Raw genomic sequence first — 25117 nt, 5'->3', positions numbered from 1 at the left:
ATAATAGAACATCACGGACTATGCCCTCGCCCCGCGAGCCGGGACGGAATTGGATGTGAACACATGGAGGCACCCTTTATATCGCTCGTCTTGCCCGTGCGCAACGAGGAAAAGTACATACGCGCGTGCGCCGAATCGCTCTTTTTGCAGGATTACCCGAAGGAGCGGATGGAGGTGCTCTTTGTCGACGGCTGCTCCACGGACCGGACGGTGGAAATTCTGGAGTCCATGCGCGCGGAACATCCGCTGCTGCGCGTGCTTCAAAACCCGAACCGCACCGTGCCCTACGCCATGAACGTCGGCATCCTCGAAAGCCGGGGCGAGTACATCGTGCGCATGGACGCGCACGCGGAGTACGCACGCGACTACGTCTCCGGCTGCATCCGCGCGCTGCAAAGCGTGGCGTGCGACAACGCGGGCGGCGTGTGCGTGACGCGCGGGCGCGGCTACATGGGCGAGGCCATCGCGGGCGCGCTGTCCACGCCGTTCGGCGTGGGCAACTCCATGTTTCGGCTGGACGTGCGCAGCGGCTACGTGGATACCGTGCCCTTCGGCGCGTTCCGGCGCGACCTGTTCGACCGCATCGGGCTGTACGACGAGCGGCTGACGCGCAACCAGGACAACGAGCTCAACTACCGCATCCGCAAAAACGGGGGCAAGATCTACCTCGACCAGAACATCCGCTGCACGTATTACTGCCGCGACACGCTGCGCGGCATCATGAAGATGGGCTTTCAAAACGGCATGTGGAACGTCGTCACCCTGTTCCTGTGCCCGGGATCGATGGGCGTGCGCCACTTCGTGCCGCTGTGCTTCGTGCTCTCCACGCTCGTGCTGCTGGCGCTTTCCCTGCTCCTGGGGCCGCAGGTGTTCGGCGTGCTGCTCGCTCTGGAGTGGTTCGCGTACCTTTCGCTGGACGCCTTTTACAGCTACACCGTCGCGCAGCGCCTGGGCATGAAGTACCTGCCCGTGCTGCCGGTGATCTTTCCGGCCTTTCACATCGCCTACGGCCTGGGCTCGCTGCGCGGCGTCTTCGCCCTCCCGCGCTTTCTGGGCGGAAAGCGGGGGAAGAAATGAAGATTCTGCACATCTGCTGCAACTACGCGGACACGAAGGTGTTCAAAAGCCTTTTCTCCCACCTCGCGGCGCAGGGCGTCGCGCAGAGCGTCTACGTGCCCGAAAAGCGGGCGGGGGACATGGGCAAGAATCTGCCGGAGGACGGCGCGTATCCCGTCCGATACAGCCTGATCGTCCGCCCGATGGACAGGCTGCTCTACTTCACCAAGGCGCGCCGCGCCCTGCCCGACCTGCTTGAAAAGATGGATCTTGCGGACGTGACGCTCGTGCACGCGCACACGCTGTTCACGGACGGGGGCATCGCCTACCGCCTGCACCAGCGCACGGGCCTTCCGTTCGTCGTGACGCTGCGCTTTTCGGACATCGAATACTTCTTTAAGTACGAACCGCACCTGCGCCCCTACGCGCTGCGGATGCTGCGCGCTGCGAGCCGGGTGCTCTTCCTCTCGCCGGTGCATCGGGACAGGGTGCTCTCGCGCTACGTGCCCGCGGGGGATCGGGAGGCGATCCTGAAAAAGTCCGCGGTCGTGCCCAACGGCATCGAGGAGGCGTGGCTCACCGGCCGCCCGCACGCGCTGCCGGAGGGGCGCCTTCGGATCGCCTTCGCGGGGAAGCTGACGGCGCGCAAGCAGCCGGAGCGCGCGATGGCGGCGGCGGAGCTGCTCGCCCAGCGCCTGCCGGGACGCAGGGTCACGGTGCACCTCGCGGGGGACGGCGAGCTGCGGGAAAAGCTCTCGCTGTCCCCGTCGGTGCGGACGGGCCGCGCGGAGCTGCTCGGCCGCGTAGAAGGGATGCAGGCGCTTCAATCGTTCTATGACGGGTGCGACCTGCTGCTCGTCCCCTCCACGGCGGAGACGTTCGGCATGGTCTATCTGGAGGCGATGAGCCGGGGGCTGCCCGTGCTGTACACGCGCGGGCAGGGATTTGACGGCCAGTTTCCGGAGGGCGACGTGGGCTTTCACGTGGACGCCGGCGACGTTTCGGACATGGCGGACAAGGCGGCCGCGTGCCTGAAGGGGTACGAGGCACGAAGCGCCCGGTGCGTCGAGCGCGCGCGCAGCCTCGCCTGGCCGCGCGTGGCCGAAAGGATGCGGGACATCTACAGGGAGGCGGGCGCATGACGAACGAAAGGCCGCTGCGGGTGCTCGTGCTGGTGCACCGCCAGCAGGACAACAGCCCCTACTGCTTTTTTGTGCACGACCAGGTGAAGGCCCTGCGCGCGCTGGGGCACGACGTGCAGGTGATATCGCCCGTGGGCACGCTGCCCTTTTACGACCGGCTGCGCCCGGAGGCCGCGGCGGTCGTGCGCGGCACGCCCAGGCGCGCGGTGGTCGAGGGCGTGCCCGTCTACTACCCGCGCTTCCCGGCGCTGGGCGACGCGGGCGAGCGGCTGCTCGGCGGCGGCCCGGAGGCGCGCGCGGCGATGCGGATCGCCCGGCGCCTGCACCGGGACAAGCCCTTTGACATCCTGCACGCGCACATGCTCGACCGCGACGGGCACGCGGGGCTCTTCATCGCCCGGCGGCTCGGCGTGCCGATGGCGCTGACCGTGCACGGCACGGACGTCTTCCGCTACTTCGGCGGCGGGCGGGTGCCCAGCCCTCGCAACGCGGAGACGGCGCGCTCCGTGGACGGGCTGATGGCTGTTTCGCGCAAGCTGCTTTCGCTGGTGGAGCCCTACCGGGACGGCGGGCTTTGCGAGGTGATTCCCAACGGCGTGGATCTCTCGCTCGTGCGCCCCGCGCCCGTGAATACGCCGCGCCGCATCCTTTCGGTCGGTACGCTCAAGGCGCGCAAGTGCATGGGCGCGACGCTGGAGGCGTTCATCGCCCTATCCGCGGACTTTCCGGACGCGCGCCTCACGATCGTGGGCATCGGGGAGGAGCGGGACGCGCTGCAAAGGCGCATCGACGAGAGCGGGCTGGGCGCGCGCGCGGTGCTCGCCGGCGGCGTTTCGCACGCGGAGGTCATGCGTCTGATGGCGGAGAGCGACGCCTTCGTGCTGCCCAGCTACGACGAGGGGCAGGGCATCGTCTACCTTGAGGCGATGGCCTCCGGCTGCGTGGCGGTGGGCAGCGTGGGCGAGGGCATCGCCGAGACGATCCGCGACGGGGAAAATGGCTTTCTCGTGCCCGCGGGCGACGCGAAGGCGGTGGAAGAGACGCTTCGGCGCGTGTTTTGCGCGCCGGACGGCCTGCGGGACTTGCGCTCGCGGGCGCGAAGGGACGCGCTCTCCCTCTCCTGGGCGGAAAACGCCCGCCGCACGTCCGCGTTTTACCGAAAGGTGCTTTCCGGCAGGTAGCCCCTTTCCCATCCTCGCTCATTGAAGGAAGGTGCAATCATGAAGAAGAAAGACGGCGTGGATTCGTCGGGCCTGCTCAGGCTGTACGACCGGTGCGTGGGCGTGTTTGCGGAGCTGTTCGACACGCGGCTGCTCACGCCCATGGTGACGGCGCTCCTCTTTTATACGGTGCTCTTCACGCAGCGCAAGTTTCCCATGCGCTGGATGTACTTCGTGCTCTTCGGCATGGTGCTGGTGCTGATCGTCTCCTTTACGGCCCGGACGCCCGGCATGCACCGGGCGCGCTGGCACAGGGGCATGGCGGGGCTTTGGTTCGCGCTGCACGGATGGATGGTCGTCTCCGGCCTCTTTTTTGAGGACTGGCTGCCGGAGGCGCTGGCGCTTCTGATCGCCTATCCCTTCGTGTTCTCGGTGTTCACGTCGCGCGAGGACCGGGGGACGTTCCGCTCGATCCTGATGGGCTGCGTGTTTTCGGTGCTGCCCTTCCTCGTCTGGTCGTTTGCGGCAAAGCCGCTGGTGCTGGGCTACCCCGGCTATTACGGCGTGTTCTACAACGCCAACGGCCTGGCCATGTGCTGCATCGTGATGAGCGTGAGCGCGCTGCTGCTCACGCAGACGGCGTGGCTGGAAAAGAAGAAGGGGCAGGCGGTCTTTTACGGCGCCGTGACCGCGGTGGGCAGCGCGACGCTGCTGCTGACGCTCTCGCGCTCGGCGCTGCTCTCCTACATCGGGGTGCTCGCGATCGTCGTGCCCGCGATGCTGCTGCGCACGGCGCGGCGGCCCGGCCGCGTGATCGCCCTGACGCTCGCGGCGGTGGTGGCGCTCGGCGGCGTGGGCCTGTACGTCACGCAGCTCAAGTTCCATCAGGTGGCCGTGGACGACTGGGAAACGGCCCTTTACAACAACGAGCACTACGGCGCGCCGATCATCGTCGATCCGCCGGAGGAGCGCAGGATGACGCTCGACGACCTGACGAGCGACCGCTACGGCATCTGGCGCATGGCGCTTTCCAACCTGACGCTCTTCGGCCACGAGACGGCTGTCGTGGAGGAGTGGGCGGCCTGGGACGGCGGCGCGCGCAGGTTCAATTCGCACAATTCGTTCGTGGCGGTCGCCTACCAGAACGGCTGGCCCGCGGGCATTCTGTTCCTCTGCTACGTGGCGCTTTCCACCTGGCGCGCGGGCCGGTATTACTGGCTGCACCGGCGCAAGAGCCCGCTCTACATGGCGCCGCTGGCCTTTTCGGTGGTGTTCATCATGGAAAGCCTGTTTGAATCGGTCTACGCGCCCTTTTCCGTCGTCGGCTGCGCCTATCTGCTGCTGCAGGGCGTGCTGCTGCGCTCGAACCTGATGGACGACGGGTCGGAGGAAAAGGCATGAAGGTTTCCATCGTGGTGCCGGTGTACAACGGCGCGCACTATCTCAAGGAGTGCCTGGATTCGCTGCTGGGCCAGACGCTTTCGGACTTTGAAATCCTCGTCGTGGACGACTGCTCCACCGACTCGACGCCCACGGTGCTGCTCGATTACGCCCGGCGCGACCCGCGCGTGCGGGTGCTGACGCAGCGCAAGAACCTGGGCGTCTCCTGCGCGCGCAACCGGGGCATCGAGGCGGCGCAGGGCGAGTACGTCGGCTTTTGCGACGCGGACGACTGGATCGAGCCGCCGATGTACGAGGTGCTTTACGACGCGGCGAAGCGCAGGGACGCGGACATGAGCTTCTGCGGGGTCTACAAGAACCTTGAGCGGCGCGCGGTGCAGGTGAACCTGCCCTTCGAGGACGGCGCGTGCTTTTCCGCCTCGGGCATCCGCGAGACGATCGTCCCCGCGATGCTCTCCACGAAGACGGACAGCGAGGAGCTGCCGGTGAGCGGCTACACCCCGCGCAACCTCTTTCGCCGCGCCCTGCTCCAGGGCCTCTCGTTCGACGCGGACATTCACTACGCGGAGGACCTGCTGTTCATCGTGAAGGCGCTGCTGCGCGCGAACGGAGCCGTCGTGGTGAACCGGCCGCTGTACCATTACCGCTTTCACGCGGAATCCGTCACCAAGCGCTACAGCCCCTACGTGCCGGCTTCCTACGAGCGCTGCCATCAGCAGCTGGAGGCGGCGTTTCAGGCGGAGGGGCTGCTGGAAGCCTACGGGCCGCGCATGCGCATCCGCAAGCGTAAGTGCGCGGTGCAGGCGGTGGAGAACCTCTGCCTGCCGGGCACGCCGTACGGCTTTGCGCAAAGGGTCAGGGAGGCGAGGGCGTACATGCGAAGGGAACCGGTGCGCGCGCTCTTCGCGGACGTGTCCCTGCGGGGGCTGCCGCCGCGCCTTTTCGTCAAGTTCGCGCTGATGCGCGGGCGGCAGGCGCTTTTGCTGACGGCGCTGTTCAGCCTCATGCGATAGAATGAAAGAAAATATGAAGACGGTGGAGGGCTTTTCGTGGGCAACTGGGAGGACATCGAGGAAACCCTCGCGAAGAAGAAAGGGCAGCTCGCGGTCAAGCGCGCGGCGGACGTCGCGCTTTCGCTGGCGGGCCTTGCGGTGCTCTCGCCGGTGCTGCTCGTCTGCGCCGCGGCGATCAAGCTGGATTCGCCGGGGCCCGTGTTTTACAGGCAGGTGCGCGTGGGGCGCGGCGGGAGCGTGTTTCGCATCTTCAAGCTGCGCACGATGACGGACGGCGCGGACAGGCGCGGGCCGGAGATCACGGTCGGCGGCGACGCGCGCATCACCCGCGTGGGCGCGGTGCTGCGAAAGTACAAGCTGGACGAGCTGGCGCAGCTCATCAACGTGCTGCTGGGGGACATGAGCTTCGTGGGCCCGCGGCCCGAGGTGCCGCGCTACGTGCGGCTTTACACGCCGGAGCAGCGCAAGGTGCTGCTCGTGCGCCCGGGCATCACGGACATCGCCTCCATCGCGTACCGGAACGAAAACGACCTGCTCGCGGGGAGCGACGACCCGGAGCGCGCCTACGTGGAGACGGTCATGCCCGCAAAGCTCGAGCTGAACCGGCAGTATATCGAGAGCTTTTCCCTCGCGGGGGACGTGCGGCTGATCTTCCGCACGATCTTCGCCGTGGCCCAGGGAGAGTAGTCCCCGTGCGGGGATGGGGCGGCGCCCCAGGAGGAGGATTTACAATGCCTAAAGCGTATCAGATTTTCAAACACCATCAGCTCACCGACCCGTGCGTGACCGCGGGCGACCGCGCCTGCCTCATCGGCACGCAGGACGGGCTCTTCCCGGACATGGGCCGCGCGATTCCCGGCGAGATGGGCGGATTGTGGGCGGGCGACCTCAAACTGTGCGACGGCTTCTTCTTCGCCATCGACGACGTGCCGCTGCGCGTATGCGACGCGTTCGAGGCGCGGCCGGAGTGCTGCACGTTTCACTACCGCCTGCAGGAGGCGGGGCTGCACGTCGTGCGCAGGCAGTTCGTGCCGGACGGCGCGGCGGGCTGCGTCGTCGATCTGCTGATCGAAAACCTTCGGCCCGCGCCGCGCATGGCGGAGGTTTCCTTCACCGTGCGCACGGACATCCTGCCCGCGCACAGCGAGGAGAGCGACCGCGAGACCGGCCGCGACGTGTGCGAGTACGACGAGCGCACGCAGGCGTTCTACGCGCGCGACACGCGCAACCCCTGGCACGTGTGCTGGGGAGCGGACCGGCAGGCGCCCGTGCTGCTGTGGGACATGCCGCAGGAGGTCTACGGCTTTGGCAACACGCACGGCCGCGGCATCAACGGACGGCTCTTTTACAGGCTCAGGCTTCCGGCGGGCGGCCAGGCGTCGATCCGCCTGTACGTCGCGGGCGGGCGCATCGCGCGCTCGCAGGCCGAGGACCTGATCGAGCGCCTGCGCAGCGGCGCGGAGGCGATGCTAAAAAGCAAGTGCGCGCGGCTCGGCGTGATGGCGGAAAGCGCGCTGGCGACCCTGCCGGACGCGGACATCGAGCGCGCCTGGAACTGGGCGAACGTGAACCTGGAGTGGCTGATGCGCGCCGTGCCGGGCGGGGCGCGCGCGGTGTGCGAGAACCTGCCGGAAGCGCCTGGGTTCTTCCTGGGCGACGGGGAGGAGGCGCTCTCCGCGATGCTGCCGCTGGGCGGCGTGGAGACGCTGGAGGCAGCGCTTTTGCTCCTGCGCGACGTGAGCCAGGAGGCGGACGGCCCCGCGGGCCGCGTGGCCGGGGGTATCGCCCCGGACGGACGCGTGCTCTCCCCGGGCGACGCGCTGCAAAGCGCGCGCTTCCTGTCGCTCGTGTGGCGCGCGTTCGAGTGGACGGGGCATACGGCTTTCCTCGCGGAGATGATGCCCTTTCTCGTGCAGTGCATGAACTACATCCGCCGCGCGACGAAGAATTTTCAGGACTTTTCGCTGGTCTACCCCAAGACCGTGCGGCGAATCGCCATGCAGTACGCCGCCATGCTGGACGCGCTCTCGTACGCGGGCGCGCAGGAATGGCTGGACATCGCCAATCGCGTCGAGGCGACGGAGGAGGAGGCGCTGCCGGAGGGCGCGCCGCTTTCCAAGCAGGCCGCGTGGCACGGCGCGCGCGGGCACGTGGAGCAGATGCTGGGCTGCGTGCGGCGCATCGCCGCGACGCTGACCGAGGGCATGCCGGGCGCGCTCACGGACGAGGACGCGGCGGACGGCGTGTTCGTGCAGGCGAAGGCCCCTGCGGGCATCGTCTGGCCGATGACGCGCTACCTGTTCGGCGTGCACCCGCAGTCGCCGCGCCGCGTAATCCGCTGGGAACCGCACACGCCCATCGGCTGGGACGGCTGGAAGCTTCAAAACCTGCGCGTGGGCGACACGCTCTTCACGGTGGAAAGCCGGCGCGTGTCGCAGGGCAAGGCGGAGTACACCCTGCGGGCGAGCGAACCGGGCTGGCGGATCGCCGTCGTGCAGGAGGGCAAAGAGGAAATGTACGACCTGCAGGATGCGCTCACGCTCACCCTGGCGGACTGACGGAGGCGGAAGAAATGGCAAAGCTTGGTTTCATCGGCGCGGGCAACATGGCCTGCGCGATCATCGGCGGCATCGTGAAGAGCGGCATCGTCCCGCCGGAGGAAATTCTGGTGACGGCAAGGCACGAGGAGACGTGCAGGCGCGTGGAGGAACGCTTTCATGTGAGGAGCGCGCGCACGAACGAGGCGCTTGCGCAAGAGAGCGAGTGCGTGCTGCTGTGCGTCAAGCCCGTGTACCTTTCGCAGGTGCTGGAAGAGGTCGGGGAAGGGCTGCGCGGCAAGCTGGTCGTCTCCATCGTCGCGGGCTGGGACATGGAGAAGCTCCGCAGGCACCTGCCGGACGGCGCGCGGGTGGTGCGCGTCATGCCCAACACGCCGCTGCTGGCGGGCGCGGGCATGTGCGTCTTCGACGCGCAGCACACGGCGACGCCGGCGGAATACGCCTTCGTGCAGCGCCTGTTTGGGGCTGCGGGAGAGGTCTGCGAGGTGGAGCCGCACGCCTTTGAGGCGGCGACGGGCATCAGCGGCTGCGGCCCGGCGTTCGTCTATCAGTTCATCGAGGCGCTGGCGGACGGCGGCGTCAGAAACGGCGTGCCGCGAAAGCTCGCCTATCAGCTCGCCGCGCAGACCGTGCTGGGCGCGGGCAAAATGGTGCTGGAGACGGGGGAGCACCCCGGCGCGCTGAAGGACGCGGTCTGCTCGCCCGGCGGCACGACCATCGAGGGCGTGGCCCTGCTGGAGCGGCGCGGCATGCGCGCGGCGGTCATCGACGCGGTGACGGCGACGGTCGAGAAGACGGAGAAGCTGAAGTGAGGGGTTGCATGAACGCAAGGAGGCTGATCGCCCTGCTGCTCTGCCTTTGCCTTGCGCCCGCCTGGGCGTTGGGCGGCGAGCTGGAGCTCGTTTCCGCGGGGGATGCCCCGGCTGCGCCCGCGCCGGATGCGCAGGCGCTTTTGAATGCGGATGCGTCAGGCGATGACGCGCAGGACGAGGTGCCGGAGAAGATCCGGCGCTTCATCGAGGTGGCGCGGGCGGAATTTGAGGCAAACGACTGGCAGAAGCTGCCCAAGGACAACAAGTACACGGTCTGGTACTACGGCGACCACCGGCAGATCGGCTGGTGCTCGGTGTTTTTGATCTGGTGCGCGAACGAAGCGGGCATTCCGCTCTTCAAGAAGGACGCGGTGGTGGTGCCGGAGGACGGCATCTTCTCGTGCATCGAGGGGCGCGTGGGCAACGTCAAGCTCGGGTTTGAGAGCGTTGGGCGCTGGACGGAGACGGAGCCGCCCCGCCCGGGCGATCTGGTCATCTACGGCGTGCGCGGCTCCACGCCCTACACGCACATCGCGATGGTGGAAAGCGTGCAGGCGCTGGGCGACGGCGTGTACGAAATCACGACGCTGGAGGGCAACGTGAACTCCACGGTCAAGCGCTACCGCTACCGCTACGACCTGACGCCGAAGAAGGCGTATCACAACATGTTCGTCGTGCCGGAGGACGAGCGCACGGACGACAACTGCCAGTACAAGCTGCACAACGAAAGCTGGTACGTCTTCGGCTTTTGCCGGACGTGGGAATAAAGCCGCGGGCTTTCGGCGCGCGGCGTGCAAAAAAGCGGGGGCGAGAAGGGAGGCACTTCGTAAGGAAGAGCCTCCCTTCTCATTATAAGTTATTTCTTAATAATCGAATGTAAAAGCTCAGGCCACCGGGTAAGAACTTCCCGGCCGACAATTACTTCATCAACAACGCCAGAATTCATCGCATCAATCAGACGGCAAAGATATGATTTTCCTTGAACCCACCATGTCCTATAGGCATCAATAAATAATACATGATATACCTTTCTGCCAGTTCTTTCATACAACTCTTTGAATTCGAATCCGTCTAATTGAGTTTCATAGACGCCATCAGCAACCCGGCTACCAAATGTTGTAGCATAATAATATTCTTTGATTTCCCAAACTAATCTGGGGTTTTCTATACTTGGATATGCGCCGTCAAAACGTCGTGATGAAGCACCAATTATTCTACCATCATCCCAAATATAAGCTAAACTACGAGGATCATCATCAAATCCCATTGAATAACTATTGCCTGTAATTTCTCTTATGGTTTTCTCTGCAATGATATTTATAATTGCAGTAAAAAAAGCAACTTGTTTCATTTCACCTTTTTGTTTGTTCAGAGGAAGCTTACAGTAATAATTTCCAACCTTATGAATTGTTTTCAAATTTTGAAATTCTTCACTAGCTGTTTGTGCATCCATAAACATGTTTTTAGCATATCCATTGAGTAAATCAGCACGCAATTTTGAATATTGAGCAACATTGACTATAACTTCCTCTGATGCATTTATACCACGTTCCTCACAGAGAGCTTTAATCGTACTAATTGAATATTCCTTGACAAGACCCTCGCCCCGTTCGGTATATCCGAGGTTTTCAGAAATAAATTTTACAAATGCCCAAAAAGAAGCATCCATCCCCTTAAATACCTTAAATGCTTGCATTTCTTTCAACCTCCTGAAAAAGTTCTGATACATGCATGTTAAGTGCCGTTGCAATCTTCCTAATATTTTCAAGAGAAACATTCCGTTTCCCTAACTCAACATCGCTAATGTATGTACGGTGTAAATCGCACATATCAGCAAAGTTTTCTTGTGATATATCTTTCGAAAGTCTGAGTTTACGGACAGTTTGTCCAAAAGCAAGCAACAAATCTTTTTGCATGACTTGACACCTCCTGACTTGTTTATTATAATAAGAATGTAGACTATTGATCTACAGACTATAAGTCACATAGCGGAGTTAAAACCTTGATACCAGCTTTATTAAAATGGATAGGCAATAAGCAACGTTTCGCAGAAACGATTATTTCATTTATGCCTCATAGCTTTAACAACTATTATGAGCCATTTTTAGGTAGTGGTGCAGTAATGGCAGAATTACTTCATGCTGATGCAACGATGTTGTTTCCACATCTTGAGCATGCTTATGGGAGCGATGTTTTGCCTTTCCTGATTGATATTTTCAACACTACAAAAGAGAACCCACAAACTATTATTGAATACTATAAAAAAGAAATCTCTGAGTACTATCAAAATCCCATAAAAAAATATGATGAGATCAGAGATCGTTTCAACGCCGAACATGACCCACGTGATTTTGTTTTGCTATCAAGAACCTGCTATTCCGGTGTCATTCGATTTCGAAAAGCCGATGGTTATATGAGTACGCCACGAGGTCCACATAAGCCAATCAGTCCGGAAACATTTGAAAAGCGTATCACTCAATGGCATACCCTATTGCAAAAAGCATCATTTACCTGCGAAAGCTATATGGAGTCCATGAAACGCCCCCAAGAAGGTGACGTTGTATATTGTGACCCCCCATATACACATTCACAGAGTATCATTTACGGTGCCCAAGACTTTGATATTGATGTTCTCTGGAAAATGATTTTCGAATGCAAAGAACGTGGCGCAAAAGTAATGCTGTCAATTAACGGAATGCGGGATTCAAAGGAAAAGGATATTTCAGTAACACCACCAGATGGATTGTTTGAGCGAAAACTTCTTGTGGATTGCGGAACGTCAATGATTGACAGACTTCAAAACAATGGAGAAGAAATGAAAGGCAAAAAAGTCGACGATCAATTATTACTCACATGGTAAGTACTACATTTTTATGTCCTCAGCTATAGCGAGCATCGGATTTTGATAGCAAAATCCAAATATTAGTGCAAAACCGGCGTGACTACAACAGTCACGTCGGTCTCTCTTTAGTTATGCTTTATAATCAGGATACTTTCTTTACGTAGGGCGCTCCAAGGCCCCCGCTTTTTTGCGCCTGTAGATAGGGCTTGCCGATACGAATGCCCCCGCCTTTCCGGCGGGGGCATTTGGCCGACCGCAAGGAACCGCCATGCGGACGGGGATGCGGATCGGAAAAGAGCCTTTTCGCGTCTTCGGCTTAGCGCTTCACCAGCCCGTAGTAGGTGCGCGCGGTGAGGCGGAAGACCAGCGCGTACACCGCGCTGAAGCAGAGGCTGGCGATGAGCGCGCACAGGAACGTGAGGCCGGCGTTGTGCAGGGAGAAGGCTTCCATCGCGTGCGCGAGCATGGGGGCCGCGAACGCCGTATGGAGCAGCGCGACGAGCAGCGGCAGGAAGAACACGAGCAGAATCTGCTGGTTGATCGTCCGCTTTACCTCGCGGTCGCCCATCCCGACCTTTTGCAGGATGATGAAGCGGTCGCGATCCTCATAGCCCTCCGACACCTGCTTGAAGTAGATGATGAGCACGGTGTTGACCAGAAACAGCAGCGCGAAGAACACGCCCATGAAGATCAGCCCGCCGAAGAGCGCGTAGCCGTCCAGCCGTTCGTTGTAGATGTCGTCGAAGCTGTAGGTGATGCCCTCGCCTGAGGAAAGGACCTTCATGCGTTCGCCGTGCAGCGCCCGGAGATGGCCGGCAAAGGCGAGGCAGGCGTCCTCCGGGCCGGTCAGGTTGAGGCAGAGGCTTGCGCGGTTGGGCCTGCGGTCCGGAATTTTCAGGAGCTCTGTGAGGGCGCCCATCGCCTCGTCCGTCGGCGCGACGACGTACAGAACATCCGTGCCGGCGCCCAAATCGCGCTGCAGGGCCGCAAAGGAGCGTTCCTTCCGGCTGATGGCGAGCTCCGGCCAGCCCAGTCCGACCGGCGTGTAGCCGCCCAGCGCGTCCCGGTCAAAGGAGAGGGTGCGGTCGTAGAGGATTCCGATTTCGTCTGCGGCGAGGTCGAGCGCTTCGCCGGTGAGCGTCCTGTACGCGCTGGGCGGGAGCAGCACGAGGTCGGTGACGGAATAGGATTCCAGCCCCGTCGGATCGACGCCGAGGCGCACGGCGCCGTCCTGCGCAATGGCGCACAAGCCGCCGCTTGCCGAACGGTAGAGCAGCGCGTCCTCTATCTGCACGCCGTAGGACTTCGACGCGGCGCGGGCCTCCTCCAGAAGGTCGGCGTAGGCGTCGTAGACGTCGCTCCCGTCGCTGTCGCGCGCCGCATGGCTCGCGATGTCGAAGGGATTGCGCTCGCGGGCAATGTCCTCCTGCCCAAAGTAGAGCCCGCAGCAGGCGGTCATGGTGACCAGCACCATGGTGGAGAGGATGCAGATGTTGGAAAGGCCCGCCGCGTTCTGCTTCATGCGGTACTTGAGCGAGGAGACGGCGATGAACGGGCCGGGGCGGTAGTAAAAGGAGCGGCAGCGAGAGAGCAGGTTCAGCGCAAAGGCGCTGCCGGCGGTGAAGAGCAGGTACGTGGCGACGATGACGAGCAGCACCGCCGGCCAGAACAGGAGCATCGCGTTGATGGGGCTGGCGGCCAGCAGCGCGCAGGCGTAGGCGGCCCCGAGCAGCACGGCGCCCAGCACGGCCATCAGCGGGGTGAAGCGCGCGCGGCGCTCGCCCTTCTGCCCGCCGTGCAGCAGCTCGATGGGGTTCGCGCGGTAGACCTGCAGGAGGTTATAGGCGGTCGTCAGGACGAAGACGACGCAGAAGACGCCGCAGGTCGCGGTAAGGGCGTCCGGCTCCAGCCGGTAGACGCTGCCCGCCGCCACGCGGATCACGCGCATCAGCGCGAGGAAGCAGAGCCTGCCGAAGGCGCAGCCGATGGCGAGCCCCAGCGCGAGGGCCGCCAGGTTCAGATACAGGCTTTCCAGCAGGATGATGCGCGCGACGTGGCGCTTTTCAAGCCCCAGCACGCCGTACAGGCCGAATTCCTTCTTCCTGCGCTTCATGAGAAAGCTGTTGATGTAGAACATGTACCCGACGATGAACAGCGTCATCAGGTACTGGCCGATCATCAGCATGCTCTGCGTGGTCGCCCCATGGCTCATGTTCTGAATGCTTTTTGCGAGCAGCAGGTTGGTGATGATGAAGTACATCGCAGACATCAGGGCGGCTGCGATGAAGTAGGGAAAGATCATCCGGCGATTGCGCGTGAGGTTGGCAAGCGCGAGCCGGGGCGCGTACAGCTTAGCCAATGTCCACACCCCCGTCGGAAAGCACGGTGAGCGAGGAGACGATCTTGTCGAAGAACGCCCGGCGGTCGCCCGGCGCGCCTTCCTGTCCGCCGCGATAGATCTGCGAGAAGAGCTGGCCGTCGCGGATGAACAGCACGCGCGAGGCGTAGCTGGCGGCCATGGCGCTGTGGGTGACCATCAGGATCGTCTGACCGGCCTGATGAAAGCTCGAAAGCGTCTGTAGCAGGTGCTGCGAAGCCTTGGAGTCGAGCGCGCCGGTCGGCTCGTCCGCGAGCAGCAGCTGCGGGCCGGTGATGACCGCGCGGGCGACGGCCGCGCGCTGCTTTTCGCCGCCGGACACCTCGTAGGGATACTTGTTAAGCAGCCGGGTGATGCCCAGCGTCTCCGCCAGGGGCGCCAGACGCTTTTCCATCTCCGCGACCGGCGTGGAGGAGAGCACCAGCGGCAGCAGGATGTTGTCGCGCAGGTTGAACGTATCCAGCAGGTTGAAGTCCTGAAACACGAAGCCCAAATGGTCGCGCCGAAAGCGCGCCAGCTCCCGATCCGGGATATCCGCGAGCCTGCGGCCTTCCAGCAGGATGTCCCCGCTCGTCGGACTGTCCAGCGAGGCGAGCAGGTTGAGCAGCGTGGTCTTGCCCGAGCCCGACGGGCCCATGATGGCGACGAATTCTCCCCGGCCGACGGTGAAGTTTACGTCGTGCAGGGCGGTAAACGCCTGTGCGCCCATGCGGGTGCGGTAAATCTTCTTGATATGCTGTACTTCGAGCAGCTCCATGTCTTTTGCCTCCGTTTCCTTGCTTAGGGCCGTTCCGGCGTCGCTTGGCCGGCCTGCCCGGGCTTCCTGTGAGCCCGCCGTCAGCATACCGCAAAAACAGACGCCCTGCCATCGATCCTCGTGACGGCAGGGTGACATTTGTGTAAGGTTAGGCGCGCGCCGTGATCTCTCCCTCCGCGGGGAAGACGAGGCGGGCCGTGGTGCCCTTGCCGGGCGTGGAGGTGAGCGTCAGTCTTATGGCGAGCATCTTCGCCGCGCGCTGCGCCATCGACAGGCCCAGCCCGCTTGCGCGCTTGTCCAGCCGCCCGTTGTAGCCCGTGTACCCGGGCTCGAACACGCGGGGCAAGTCTTCAGAGCGGATGCCGATGCCGCTGTCCGCGACGCACAGCGCCCCGGCCTGTTCATAAATGTGCACGCCGCCCCGGTGCGTGTACTTGACCGCGTTGGAGAGCAGCTGCTCCAGGATGAAGCAGAACCACTTTTCGTCCGTATGCGCCGAGAGGGAAATCGGATCGAGCGTCAACGTGAGGTGCTTGGCGATGAACATTTCGGCATAGCGCTTGACGCTCTGGCGCACCAGCGGCTCGATCCGCGCCTTTTCGATCACGAGGTCGCTTTCCGCGTGCAGGAGACGCGCGTACTCCAGCGCCATGCCGGTGTAGCGCTCGATCGCGAACAGCTCGCGCGAGAGCGCGGCCGGATCGACGGGCCCGCGCTCCATCAGCAGCCGCAGCGCCGCGATCGGCGTCTTGACCTGGTGCAGCCACATCGTGTAATAGGCGATGAGCTCGCCGCGCGCGCGTTCATCCTCCGTGCGCTGCTGCTGCGCGCACGCAAAGAAGGCGGAGAGCAGCCGCTGGTATTCCGCCTCCTGCGCGTCCTCGGGCGGCGGCAGGAGGGGCGCGGCCTCGTCGCGCGCCCTGACGGCCCGAAGCGCAAGGAGCCGCGCGCGAAATCGAAAGAAGCCGACGGCGCCCGCGAGGGCGAGCACGAAGGCGGACAGGAACAGCCCGTAGACGACGGGCGCCAGCGGCTGCCCGGCGGCAATGCAGGCGGCCAGCACCATCGCCGCCGTGACGCAGGCGGCGAGGATCGCGCCGCGCCGCGCGCGCAGGTATGCTTTAATCATGGATCACGTACCCCAGCCCCTTTTTGGTTTGGATGAACTCCGAAAGCCCGATGCCCTCGAGCTTGCGGCGAAGGCGCGCCATGTTGACGGTCAGCGTGTTGTCGTCCACGAACACGTCGTCGTCCCATAGCGCCTTCATGAGCGCCTCGCGGGGGACGATTTCATTTTTCCGGGCGAGCAGCGTCAGCAGGATGCGGGATTCGTTGCGCGTGAGCTCCACGCGCTGCGAACCGAAACGCAGCGTGGCGTCCTGCACGCTGAGCGCCGCGCCGCGCGCGCTCAGGGACGTCTCGCCCGCCTCCGGCGGCGACGCGTAGCTGTAGGCGCGGCGCAGCAGCGCGGCGATTTTGGCGAGCAGCACCTCCATGGAAAAGGGCTTCGTGACGTAGTCGTCCCCGCCCATGGTCATGGCCATCACCTGGTCTACGCTCTCTACGTGGGAAGAGAGGAAGAGGATGGGCACGCGCGAGCGCTCGCGCAGGCGCTGGCACCAGTAAAAGCCGTTGAAGCGCGGAAGGGAGACGTCCATGAGGACGAGGTGCGGCGAAAAGGCCGAAAACTCCGCGTCGATGCGTTCAAAGTCCACGGCGCAGCGCGCTTCATAGCCCCAGCGGGAGAGGCTGTCCTCGACGACGGAGGCGATGGTGAGGTCGTCCTCGACGATCATGATGCGGTACATGGCGATCCCTCCTGGCGCTTATTATACGGAGATTTGCGGCTTTGGGCAAGGGGCGGGTATTTTAAACGCGGTTTCTTTTGCGAACCTTCGGGAATAGCATGACAGAAGCAGCAAAATACGCTATAATGAATTGATGAAACCATTCATTCAAAGGGAGGGATACGGATGACGACCATTCGAGACGTGGCAAAACTGGCGGGCGTGTCCCTGGGGACGGTATCCAACGTGCTCAACGAGCTTCCTACGGTCAGCGTGGAGAACCGCGAGCGCGTGGAACAGGCGATCGCGCAGCTTGGGTACCGGCGCAATCAGGCGGCCTCGCAGCTGCGCTCGAACCGTTCGAACGCCATCGGCCTGGTGATTCCGGACATCACGAATCCCTTTTATCCGGAGGTGGCGCGCGGCGTGGACGACGCCGCCCGTCGGGCGCAGTACAACGTCTTCCTGTGCAACAAGGATCGCTCCATCAAGAAGGAAGAGGACGCGATCGAGGCGCTGCTCAGCAAGAACGTGGACGGCATACTGCTGTTCAAGCCGAGAATTTCGCAAAAGCGGATCGATGCCGTGGCGGAGCAATGTGCACTGGTTCTTCTGGATACGAATCCCGCTTTGGTGAGCTGTGACACGGTGAACGTAGAGGACTATCAGGGCATGGAGCGCGCTGTGCGCGAAGTCGCAGCCAGGGGGCATCGGCGGATCGCCTTCATCTCCGGACTTCAGGACTCGTTTTCCAGCGCGCGCCGCCTGGAGGCTTACCAGGAGACCCTGCGTCAGCTGGGGCTGCCCGATGTGCCTGAATACGTGTGCCAAGGCGATTTTACCGCCAGGAGCGGCCACGAGAGCATCAAAACGCTCATGGCGCTTCCGCAGCCGCCGACGGCGGTGATGACCGCCAACGACATGATGGCCTTGGGCGCCATATCGGGCGCGTATGAACTGGGCATCCGCGTGCCACAGGAATTGTCCGTCGTCGGATACGACGACGTGCAAAACGTTCAGTGGTCCTTCCCGCGATTGACGACGATCTGGCATCCCAAATATGAGATGGGCGAGTCGGCGGTGCGCCTGCTGATCGAGAGAATTGAGGCGCGGCGAAGGCATGAGGACCTGGCGCGGCGCAATCTTGTGCTGGAAACGCGGATGAAGCTTCGCGACACGCTCGCCCAGCCCGGCAGCGGAAAAAGGAGGAAAGACGAATGGACACCATCTGGATTGGAAACGACCACGGCGGCTACGAAATGAAGCGGGACATCCTGAGCTACCTGGAAGAACGGAAGATTCCCTATCGGGACGTGGGCTGTCATTCGACCGAGATCGTCCGCTATCCTTACTATGCCGCGCAGGTAGCGGGCGCGGTTTCCTCGGGCGAGGCGAAGCGCGGCATCCTCATCTGCTCCACGGGCATCGGCATGTCGATCATCGCAAACAAGTTCAGCGGCGTGCGCGCGGCGCTGTGCACGTCCGCATACACCGCCAGAATGACGCGCGCGCACAACGACTCCAACGTCCTTTGCCTCGGCGGAAAGACGACGGGCCTGTTCGAGGCGTTCTCCATCCTGGATGAATGGCTCTTTGCCGAGTATCTGGGCGGGAGGCACGACATCTCACTTTCGCTGATCGACGAATGTGAAAAGGTTCATTTTACTGGGGAAAGCTGGCGCCCTGACCTCGAGCACATGCGCTGAATTTCCTGAGATTGTGCGAAATAAACGAAAATCGGAGAAATAAAAGCACAAATGACTTGACAGACACAAAGAAGTACGGTATTATGTGTGAAATGAAAGGTTTCATTCGTTCGACACAACGGAATATTTTTTTACCAGATAAATGGAACGTTTCATTATCCCCCTGAAACCTAAAGGGCTTGCATGCAAAGCCCTTTGGAAAATAAGATAGGAGGCCCCAACGTATGAAGAGAAAACTCACGGCAATCCTCTCCCTCTGCATCTGTGCGTTCCTGCTGGTCCCCGCCTTGGCACTTGCCCAAGAGCCGGTCAGCGAGATTCAGGTGCTCACCTACGACAACGATTTTTTTGACGACGTCATCGCGGACTTTGAGAGCAAGAACCCGGACATCAAGGTAATCCGCAAGCTCGGTCAGGGTATCGACACGGGCGCCACGGTCGCGATGCTGTCCTCGGACGATGCGCCTGATGTGCTGCTGGTCAATTCCGGCCCCGGCCGCGTGCTGCCGCTCGCGCAGGCGGGTCTGCTGGAGGACTTGACGCCCTATTATGCCTCGCGGGGCTGGGATCAGGTCGTGAATCCCTCCATTATCGAGACGATCCACAACAACGATGAAAAGATGTGGGAAATCTGCAACGGCATGGACGTCTTTTCGGTTTACTACCACAAGGAGATATTTGACGAGCTGGGTCTTGAAGAGCCCAAGACCTTTGAGGATTTTGAGAAGATTTGCGCCACGATTCGCGACAGCGGCATGACGCCGATCGTCGTGGGCGGCAGGGATAATTATCAGCTCGGTTGGGTCATGGGAAACTTTTTTCAGTCCGTCGCCGGCCGCGATTTCATGACGGGCCTCATCTACGGCGACGGCAAGTTCACGGACGACGTCTTTAAGCAGGCGCTGAACAAGGTGCTGGCGTTTTACGACAACGGTTACTTTAACAGCGACGTGGTAGCGATCAGCGGCGATGAAGCATTTACCAGTTTTGCAATGAAACAATCGGCGATGATCTTTTCGGGCCAGGGCAACCTCAAGACGTATTTTGCCGACGGTACGCTGGATATGGCGCAGGTTTCTTCCTTCGCCTTCCCCAGCGTAAAGGGCGACGCGGCCATTCCCACGGCGGGCATGGCGCATAGCTGGGTGGTCAACAAGAACGCTAGGAACCTCGAGGGCGCGCTTCGCTTTATGGATTATGTCGCCTCCTTGGATTATCAGATCTGTCTTGGCAGCATGGATGAGTGGCAATATGGCATCGGCGCCATTCAGGTAGAGGACCTTTCGCTGCTCAACCTGAACCCGATCGTCAGCAGCGCCTTTGAACAGCTTCAGGGCGGCACCGGCTACAACCCCAGCGTATACCTGCTGGGCAATCTGAAGTCGGTCTATTACGCGGACAATCAGGAACTGCTCATGAAGACGAAGACGGTCGATCAGATCGCAGAGGAGCTGCAGGCTTCCAAAGAGGAATATCTCGCCAATAAGTGATCCTAACCTGCCGGAGGGGGAGCCCCCTCCTCCGGCAGGCACTCAGGAAGAAATCCTGAAGGGGTGAAATTATGCAAAGCGCAGTCATACCGGCGCGGCGGACTTTACGCCGCAGACAGACCTGGAAAGAGTACGCCGTAGCCCTGCTGTTTGTCCTTCCGTCCTTTTTGCTTCTCGTTTATTTCGTCATCATTCCGACGCTCCGCACAGTTCAGATCAGCTTTCACGATTGGGACGGCGTCAATCCCGCAATGAAGTTTGTCGGCCTCGACAATTACCGGTACGTGCTGAAGGACCCGCTCTTTTACCAATCGCTGAAGAACAACTTTATCTGGACGGTCATGCACCTCGTCTTTGCCTGCTTTTTCGGTTTTGTGCTCGCTTATTTTATCTCCCGCATCGCTTACGCGAAGACGCTCTTTCGCAACGTGCTGTTCATGCCCAACGTCATCGCGCTTTCCGTCAGCGGCATCATCTGGACGCTGATCTTCAATCCGCAGATGGGCATGCTCAACGGCATGCTGGACGCGCTCGGCCTCTCATCGCTCAAGGCGAGCTGGCTGGGCGATCCGAAGATCACCATCTACGCCATCAGCTTCGCCAGTTCATGGCAGGCCTACGGTTACTACATGACGCTCTTTTTGGCCGGCCTTCAAAATATCGACGTCGATCTGTACGAGGCCTCCGATTTGGACGGGGCGAACAAGTTCGACCAGTTCATTCACATCACCATCCCGGGCCTTCAAAACGTCTTTTCGTTTGTGTTCAGCATGGGCATCATCAACGGCCTCAAGGGCTTCTCGACCGTTTGGGTCATGACGCAGGGCGGGCCGGGGACGTCCAGCTATCTGCTGACGCTGTACGGATATGTGAAGGCCTTCCGTGAGCAGAATTACGGACAATCTATGGTGAGCGGCATCGTGCTCGGCCTGATGATCATCGTCATTACCCGCGTTTTCAACGCGATTCGCGACCGCTACGCGGCGTAAGGAGGGATGAAACGTGAAGGAGCGCAGGAACTGGCCGCTGTACGCGGTCTTGACGGTCTTCGCCCTCGTCGCCATCGTGCCTTTTCTGTGGGTGCTGATGTGCAGTCTGATGAACACGGTGGAGATCTATTCGGGCAACCTGATTCCGCCGAACTGGCGGTTCTCTAACTATGCCGAGGCGTGGCGCCGCGCGCGGCTGGGGCTATATTTTAAAAATTCACTTTATATCACCGTGCTTGCGCCGCTGCTGGGGATTGCGCTGGACTCTTTGGCAGGCTATGCGTTTGCCAAGCTGAGGATCAGGCGGTGGAATTGGCTGTTCTTTCTCTTTCTGCTGGGCATCTTTGTCCCCGGTGAGGCGAACCTGCTCTCTACGCGCCTGCAGGTGCAGGCGATCGGCCTGCAGAACAACCTGAACGGCGTCGTCCTGGCGATGCTGGGCACGGGCATGGCGTTCGGCATCTTCCTGATGCGCAACTTTTTCCTGGACATTCCCGATTCATTCGGCGAAAGCGCGAAGATGGACGGCGCCGGAACGTTCGCGATTTTCTGGCGGGTCTATCTGCCGCTGGCGCGCAGCGGGCTGGTCGCCCTGTTCATCTTCAAGATCATCGGCGCGTGGAACGAGTTCAACCTCTCGCTCTTCATCCTGACGGACTCCGATAAGTGGACCATTCCGCTGGCGGTCACGAGCTTTCGGAGCATGCCGGGCGCGAGCAACTACGGGTACATCTTCGCGGCAGCGATGATCTGCGTTTTCCCCATCCTGATTCTCTACTTCATCTTCCAACGCTCCTTCATGGAGGGCATCACAGCCGGCGGCGTCAAAGGCTGAAAATTTGAGGTGATTAACATGAAAGATACCTGTACTGCCGTGCTCGGAAAGGTCGATGCGCCTGCGCGGCACGGAATAGAGGAACTGATCCAGACGCTCAAGGAGACGCAGTTTTCGGGAGGCGTGACGCTGGGCTCGGTGACGGGCAGCGCGGAGATCGCGTCCTGGGTGCATTCGGGAAGGATCAGGCTGAAACCGGTGCACGAGGCCTTTTCCGTTTGCGTCGAACCGGAGCGCGTAATCGTGGCCGGGTTCGACGACGTCGGCCTGATGTACGGCTGCTTGGCGCTGTGTGAAAAGCTGCGGCGGGGGCGGGGGCTCGTGAGCTTTGACGAAGCGCCCTACTTGGAAACGCGCGGCATCTACGAGCTGCCGCACAATCGGGATCTGGAGAAGGACCGGTTTTATTCAAAGGAATACTGGACCACCTACTTTAACATGCTCGCGCGCAACCGGATCAATTCCTTCAATTACGTCTTCTCTCATCAGACCTCTTACATGGCGCCGGTCTTCGCCTATTTTCTGCGGGACGAAAAGTATCCGCAGGTGCGCCCGGACGACGTGGACGAGGAGACGATCGACCGCAACGACGAGATGATGGCCTTCATCACGCAGCTCGCGGCGGATCGGGGCATCACCTTTATCCTCGGCATCTGGGAGATCTATCCCTGGAACGGCTGGGAGGGGGACTGGCGCCATCACCAGGAGAACCACGTCCAGGGCCTTACGGAGGACATTTTGGAGGACTACGTCTACCGTGGGGCGAAGGCTATGCTCACGCGCTATCCCGCGATTGCCGGCATTCAGGTGCGCGTCAACGAGGAATCGAGCATCCCTACGGCCAGGCAGACGGAGTTCTTTAAGCATACGATTTTCCGCGCGGTCGCGGAGACGGGGAAGCTCATGGATTACCGCGGCTGGCTGGCGCTTCCGGAGACCACTCAGGCGGTCATCGACATGTGCCCGAATCTGCGCGCGTCGATGAAGTACTGGGCGGAATTTCTCGGCGCGCCGTATCAGCCGGCAAAGATCGAGCCCGGCTACAGCTACGGCGATCTGCTGGTTAAGCCCATGCCCTATCGGTTCATGTGGCAGGTATGGTCCCTGGGTTCCCCGAGGCTGCTGCTGTGGGGCGACCCGCAGTACGTGCGGCGCTTCGTGGAAAGCTGCCGCCTGGGGGGCGCGGAGGGCTTTGAGATCAACCCGATGCTGGCGCAGAAGGGCTATGGAAATGCGCCCGGGTTCTGGCGCATCTTTAAGCACAGGGAGGACGAGTACTATACGCACGAGTACGAGCGCTACTGGATGTTCTACCTGCTGATGGGCCGCATGGCCTACGACCCCGGTCTGGCGGAGGACGTATGGATGGACGAGCTCAAGGCCCGCTTTGGCGAAAAGGCGGAAAGCCTGATGAAGGCCTACACGCTCTCCAGCCGCGTCATTACCTTTCTCATTCAGTATTCGCTCAGCGATCCCAACATGTACACCTGGCCGGAGACCGACATCGGCGGCCTGCTGGAGTTCTATCTGGAGACGCCGACGAGCGACCGGTGCGTCCTGCAGACGATCCCGGAATTCGTCGCGGGCCTCGTGAAAGGAAGGCCGGGCGGTAAACGCACGCCGCACGACAGCGCCGCGCAGTTTAATGAATACAGCGAAGGCATTTTGGCGGTGCTTCGGGGGATTGTGCCGGGAGACGATGAGAAGGAGCTGCGCTCGAGCCTCGTCGACTTCAAGGTTTTGGCCTATCTCGCACGCTATCACGCGCTCAAGACGGAGGCCGGCATTCGCGTGGAAGGGTACTTCCAAACGGGCGACGGCAGCCTGCTCCGCGAAGCGCAGGATCTGCTACGCCAGGGAACGATGGTGTGGGAAGCGATCATCTCCCTCACGGAGGACATGTACTACGACCGGATGGTGACCGGCCCCAGCGACGCGGGCTGCTGGAAGGCCAAGCGAAGCCTCGTCTACGAGGACGAGCTGCGTCTGGCGGAGCTTTGCGCGCTGCACGAGCGCTACGGCCTGCTCCACAGGGGCTTTGACTTCGGCAGGCTTGTCAGCATGAAGGGGTTTGAGAACCGTGCCTTTGATCTGTTCGAGCGTTTCTCCGTCGAACGGGGATTTGAAGGCGTCGCAGAGACGTGCGCATACAGTCCGGAAAGGGGCTTCGGCTTCGTGACGGGCGATGTCCAGGGCGTGGGCATGGGCAGGCCGCGGCTCACCGACCGCACGTGCGACTGGATCTATCGCCGCGATGCGCTTTACAAGGTGGATATGAGCAACATGCGCGCGTACAGGAGCCCGCTGACAGAGGACTACCTATATGGATCGGACGCGGCGCAGTTCCGGTGCGACCTTGAAAACGGGGAATACGTGGTGACGCTGCTCTTCTGCGATCAGAGCGCGGAAGCGGCGCTGCATGGCCCCTTTGCGGTAAAGGTAAATGGAGAAACGGTTGCGGAGGACCTGACGGTCATGCCGCTCACGCGCGTGGAGCGCAGGATCAGGGTCTCCGTGACGGACGGGACGTTGCTTCTGGCGCTTTCGGGCGATTGGTTCATCTCCGCGCTGATGATTCAAAAAGCGGCGCCCTCCATCGCGCATATGCCGCCCCGCCGCATGCAGCTGGGCGAGCCGGGCAGGCTATGCGTCACTGCGACCGTGCCCGGCGGCGAGGCGGACAGGGTGAGCCTCATCCTGGACGGCCGGCCGCGCCCCATGCGCTGCACGGGAAGCGGTCACTACGCGGCGGACATCTCGGACGTTACGGGAAGCGCGGCGTCGCACACGTATTCCTTCGAGGCGGAAGCGGGGGATGCGAGGGAGAAGAGCGGCACGTATACGCTGACCGTGGCCGCCCCCATGGCCTTCCGCTGCAGCCATGAAGCGGTGAAGCGCTGCCGCGCAGGAGAGCCGGTTCCGCTTTCGATAGAGGTGGAGGGGAACGATGCCGCGTCCGTCCTCTGCCACTATAGCCGCACCGATCAGACCCAGCCGCTTCATACCCTGTGCATGGAGCAAAGCGGCAACACGTTTACTGCCGTCATCCCCGCGCAGGATGTCAGCGCGCGCTGGGATCTGCTTTACTACTTTGAAATCCTGCGGGAAGGCGGAGACGGCGCGCTCTATCCCGACTTCCGCGAGCGCACGCCGTATTACGTGATTGAAACAGAGGCGTAAAGGAGGGGTTTC

General features: G+C 61.7%; 22 protein-coding genes. 16 read left to right on the top strand and 6 right to left on the bottom strand.

Annotated elements, in window-relative coordinates; translation table 11 throughout:
- Positions 1-63 precede the first annotated feature (63 nt).
- From C1725_RS16090 to C1725_RS16055, 9 genes are read left to right on the top strand one after another with little or no spacing between them, the layout of a single operon-like run.
- Positions 64-1077, top strand: coding sequence for a glycosyltransferase family 2 protein (locus tag C1725_RS16090; RefSeq protein WP_346026744.1), 1014 nt, complete (start codon positions 64-66; stop codon positions 1075-1077).
- Positions 1074-2198, top strand: a complete 1125-nt coding sequence (locus tag C1725_RS16085) for a glycosyltransferase (RefSeq protein ID WP_102412692.1) — start codon at positions 1074-1076, stop codon at positions 2196-2198. Before C1725_RS16090 ends, C1725_RS16085 begins: the two co-directional genes overlap by 4 nt.
- Positions 2195-3379, top strand: a complete 1185-nt coding sequence (locus C1725_RS16080; protein ID WP_102412690.1) for a glycosyltransferase — start codon at positions 2195-2197, stop codon at positions 3377-3379. Before C1725_RS16085 ends, C1725_RS16080 begins: the two co-directional genes overlap by 4 nt.
- A 39-nt stretch (positions 3380-3418) precedes the next feature.
- Positions 3419-4759, top strand: a complete 1341-nt coding sequence (locus tag C1725_RS16075; RefSeq protein WP_102412688.1) for an O-antigen ligase family protein — start codon at positions 3419-3421, stop codon at positions 4757-4759.
- Positions 4756-5772: a glycosyltransferase gene (locus C1725_RS16070; RefSeq protein WP_102412687.1), complete on the top strand. Its 1017-nt coding sequence runs from the start codon at positions 4756-4758 to the stop codon at positions 5770-5772. The genes C1725_RS16075 and C1725_RS16070 overlap by 4 nt, the downstream gene beginning before the upstream one ends.
- Before the next feature lie 36 nt (positions 5773-5808).
- On the top strand, positions 5809-6459 hold the full coding sequence (locus tag C1725_RS16065) for a sugar transferase (RefSeq protein ID WP_346026743.1): 651 nt from the start codon (positions 5809-5811) through the stop codon (positions 6457-6459).
- A gap of 44 nt (positions 6460-6503) precedes the next feature.
- Entirely contained in the window at positions 6504-8330 is a 1827-nt protein-coding gene (locus C1725_RS19500; RefSeq protein WP_346026742.1) for a hypothetical protein, read from the top strand.
- 14 nt (positions 8331-8344) lie between these two features.
- On the top strand, positions 8345-9142 hold the full coding sequence (gene proC / locus C1725_RS19495) for a pyrroline-5-carboxylate reductase (RefSeq protein WP_346026741.1): 798 nt from the start codon (positions 8345-8347) through the stop codon (positions 9140-9142).
- An 8-nt stretch (positions 9143-9150) separates the two neighbouring features.
- Positions 9151-9909, top strand: a complete 759-nt coding sequence (locus tag C1725_RS16055; protein WP_102412685.1) for a CHAP domain-containing protein — start codon at positions 9151-9153, stop codon at positions 9907-9909.
- 89 nt (positions 9910-9998) lie between these two features.
- On the opposite strand, the gene C1725_RS16050 is transcribed toward C1725_RS16055, so the two are convergent.
- On the bottom strand, positions 9999-10838 hold the full coding sequence (locus C1725_RS16050) for a DUF7687 domain-containing protein (protein ID WP_346026740.1): 840 nt from the start codon (positions 10836-10838) through the stop codon (positions 9999-10001).
- The gene (locus tag C1725_RS16045; protein ID WP_102412684.1) at positions 10825-11058 is read right to left on the bottom strand and encodes a helix-turn-helix domain-containing protein; all 234 of its coding nucleotides are present in this window, start codon (positions 11056-11058) and stop codon (positions 10825-10827) included. The genes C1725_RS16050 and C1725_RS16045 overlap by 14 nt, the downstream gene beginning before the upstream one ends.
- Positions 11059-11144: 86 nt before the next feature.
- On the opposite strand from C1725_RS16045, the gene C1725_RS16040 reads away from it, so the two are divergent.
- On the top strand, positions 11145-12002 hold the full coding sequence (locus C1725_RS16040) for a DNA adenine methylase (RefSeq protein WP_102412682.1): 858 nt from the start codon (positions 11145-11147) through the stop codon (positions 12000-12002).
- A 298-nt stretch (positions 12003-12300) separates the two neighbouring features.
- Here the strand turns inward: C1725_RS16040 and C1725_RS16035 are convergent, their stop codons facing one another.
- From C1725_RS16035 to C1725_RS16020, 4 genes are all read right to left on the bottom strand, one after another.
- Positions 12301-14343: an FtsX-like permease family protein gene (locus C1725_RS16035; RefSeq protein ID WP_102412680.1), complete on the bottom strand. Its 2043-nt coding sequence runs from the start codon at positions 14341-14343 to the stop codon at positions 12301-12303.
- Positions 14336-15118, bottom strand: a complete 783-nt coding sequence (locus C1725_RS16030) for an ATP-binding cassette domain-containing protein (RefSeq protein WP_102412678.1) — start codon at positions 15116-15118, stop codon at positions 14336-14338. The genes C1725_RS16035 and C1725_RS16030 overlap by 8 nt, the downstream gene beginning before the upstream one ends.
- Before the next feature lie 148 nt (positions 15119-15266).
- Positions 15267-16247, bottom strand: coding sequence for an ATP-binding protein (locus C1725_RS16025; protein ID WP_102412676.1), 981 nt, complete (start codon positions 16245-16247; stop codon positions 15267-15269).
- Positions 16240-16926: a winged helix-turn-helix domain-containing protein gene (locus C1725_RS16020; RefSeq protein ID WP_102412674.1), complete on the bottom strand. Its 687-nt coding sequence runs from the start codon at positions 16924-16926 to the stop codon at positions 16240-16242. Before C1725_RS16020 ends, C1725_RS16025 begins: the two co-directional genes overlap by 8 nt.
- 165 nt (positions 16927-17091) lie before the next feature.
- On the opposite strand from C1725_RS16020, the gene C1725_RS16015 reads away from it, so the two are divergent.
- The 6 genes from C1725_RS16015 to C1725_RS15990 all read left to right on the top strand — a co-directional run bounded on the left by C1725_RS16015 (position 17092) and on the right by C1725_RS15990 (position 25105).
- Positions 17092-18168, top strand: a complete 1077-nt coding sequence (locus C1725_RS16015; protein ID WP_102412672.1) for a substrate-binding domain-containing protein — start codon at positions 17092-17094, stop codon at positions 18166-18168.
- On the top strand, positions 18123-18611 hold the full coding sequence (gene rpiB / locus C1725_RS16010) for a ribose 5-phosphate isomerase B (protein ID WP_102412670.1): 489 nt from the start codon (positions 18123-18125) through the stop codon (positions 18609-18611). The genes C1725_RS16015 and rpiB overlap by 46 nt, the downstream gene beginning before the upstream one ends.
- 224 nt (positions 18612-18835) lie before the next feature.
- Entirely contained in the window at positions 18836-20101 is a 1266-nt protein-coding gene (locus C1725_RS16005) for an extracellular solute-binding protein (RefSeq protein ID WP_102412668.1), read from the top strand.
- A gap of 71 nt (positions 20102-20172) precedes the next feature.
- Entirely contained in the window at positions 20173-21090 is a 918-nt protein-coding gene (locus C1725_RS16000) for an ABC transporter permease subunit (RefSeq protein WP_102412667.1), read from the top strand.
- A gap of 13 nt (positions 21091-21103) precedes the next feature.
- Positions 21104-21925: an ABC transporter permease subunit gene (locus C1725_RS15995; RefSeq protein ID WP_102412665.1), complete on the top strand. Its 822-nt coding sequence runs from the start codon at positions 21104-21106 to the stop codon at positions 21923-21925.
- A gap of 18 nt (positions 21926-21943) precedes the next feature.
- Positions 21944-25105, top strand: coding sequence for a hypothetical protein (locus C1725_RS15990; RefSeq protein ID WP_102412663.1), 3162 nt, complete (start codon positions 21944-21946; stop codon positions 25103-25105).
- Positions 25106-25117: the final 12 nt, after the last annotated feature.

The organism is Beduinella massiliensis, assembly GCF_900199405.1.
In the GTDB taxonomy this organism is placed as follows: Bacteria; Bacillota; Clostridia; order Christensenellales; family Aristaeellaceae; genus Beduinella; species Beduinella massiliensis.
Note: the sequence above shows the minus strand (reverse complement) of the source record. Positions and strands in the feature narration are given on the sequence as shown.

Coding starts and splice junctions, on each gene's coding strand:
- proC (WP_346026741.1), top strand. CDS start 8,345: ATGGCAAAGCTTGGTTTCATCGGCGCGGGCAACATGGCCTGCGCGATC.
- C1725_RS16080 (WP_102412690.1), top strand. CDS start 2,195: ATGACGAACGAAAGGCCGCTGCGGGTGCTCGTGCTGGTGCACCGCCAG.
- C1725_RS16030 (WP_102412678.1), bottom strand. CDS start 15,118: ATGGAGCTGCTCGAAGTACAGCATATCAAGAAGATTTACCGCACCCGC.
- C1725_RS16045 (WP_102412684.1), bottom strand. CDS start 11,058: ATGCAAAAAGATTTGTTGCTTGCTTTTGGACAAACTGTCCGTAAACTC.
- C1725_RS19500 (WP_346026742.1), top strand. CDS start 6,504: ATGCCTAAAGCGTATCAGATTTTCAAACACCATCAGCTCACCGACCCG.
- C1725_RS16070 (WP_102412687.1), top strand. CDS start 4,756: ATGAAGGTTTCCATCGTGGTGCCGGTGTACAACGGCGCGCACTATCTC.
- C1725_RS16085 (WP_102412692.1), top strand. CDS start 1,074: ATGAAGATTCTGCACATCTGCTGCAACTACGCGGACACGAAGGTGTTC.
- C1725_RS16025 (WP_102412676.1), bottom strand. CDS start 16,247: ATGATTAAAGCATACCTGCGCGCGCGGCGCGGCGCGATCCTCGCCGCC.
- C1725_RS16000 (WP_102412667.1), top strand. CDS start 20,173: ATGCAAAGCGCAGTCATACCGGCGCGGCGGACTTTACGCCGCAGACAG.
- C1725_RS15990 (WP_102412663.1), top strand. CDS start 21,944: ATGAAAGATACCTGTACTGCCGTGCTCGGAAAGGTCGATGCGCCTGCG.
- C1725_RS16005 (WP_102412668.1), top strand. CDS start 18,836: ATGAAGAGAAAACTCACGGCAATCCTCTCCCTCTGCATCTGTGCGTTC.
- C1725_RS16020 (WP_102412674.1), bottom strand. CDS start 16,926: ATGTACCGCATCATGATCGTCGAGGACGACCTCACCATCGCCTCCGTC.
- C1725_RS16090 (WP_346026744.1), top strand. CDS start 64: ATGGAGGCACCCTTTATATCGCTCGTCTTGCCCGTGCGCAACGAGGAA.
- C1725_RS16055 (WP_102412685.1), top strand. CDS start 9,151: ATGAACGCAAGGAGGCTGATCGCCCTGCTGCTCTGCCTTTGCCTTGCG.
- rpiB (WP_102412670.1), top strand. CDS start 18,123: ATGGACACCATCTGGATTGGAAACGACCACGGCGGCTACGAAATGAAG.
- C1725_RS16015 (WP_102412672.1), top strand. CDS start 17,092: ATGACGACCATTCGAGACGTGGCAAAACTGGCGGGCGTGTCCCTGGGG.
- C1725_RS16075 (WP_102412688.1), top strand. CDS start 3,419: ATGAAGAAGAAAGACGGCGTGGATTCGTCGGGCCTGCTCAGGCTGTAC.
- C1725_RS16050 (WP_346026740.1), bottom strand. CDS start 10,838: ATGCAAGCATTTAAGGTATTTAAGGGGATGGATGCTTCTTTTTGGGCA.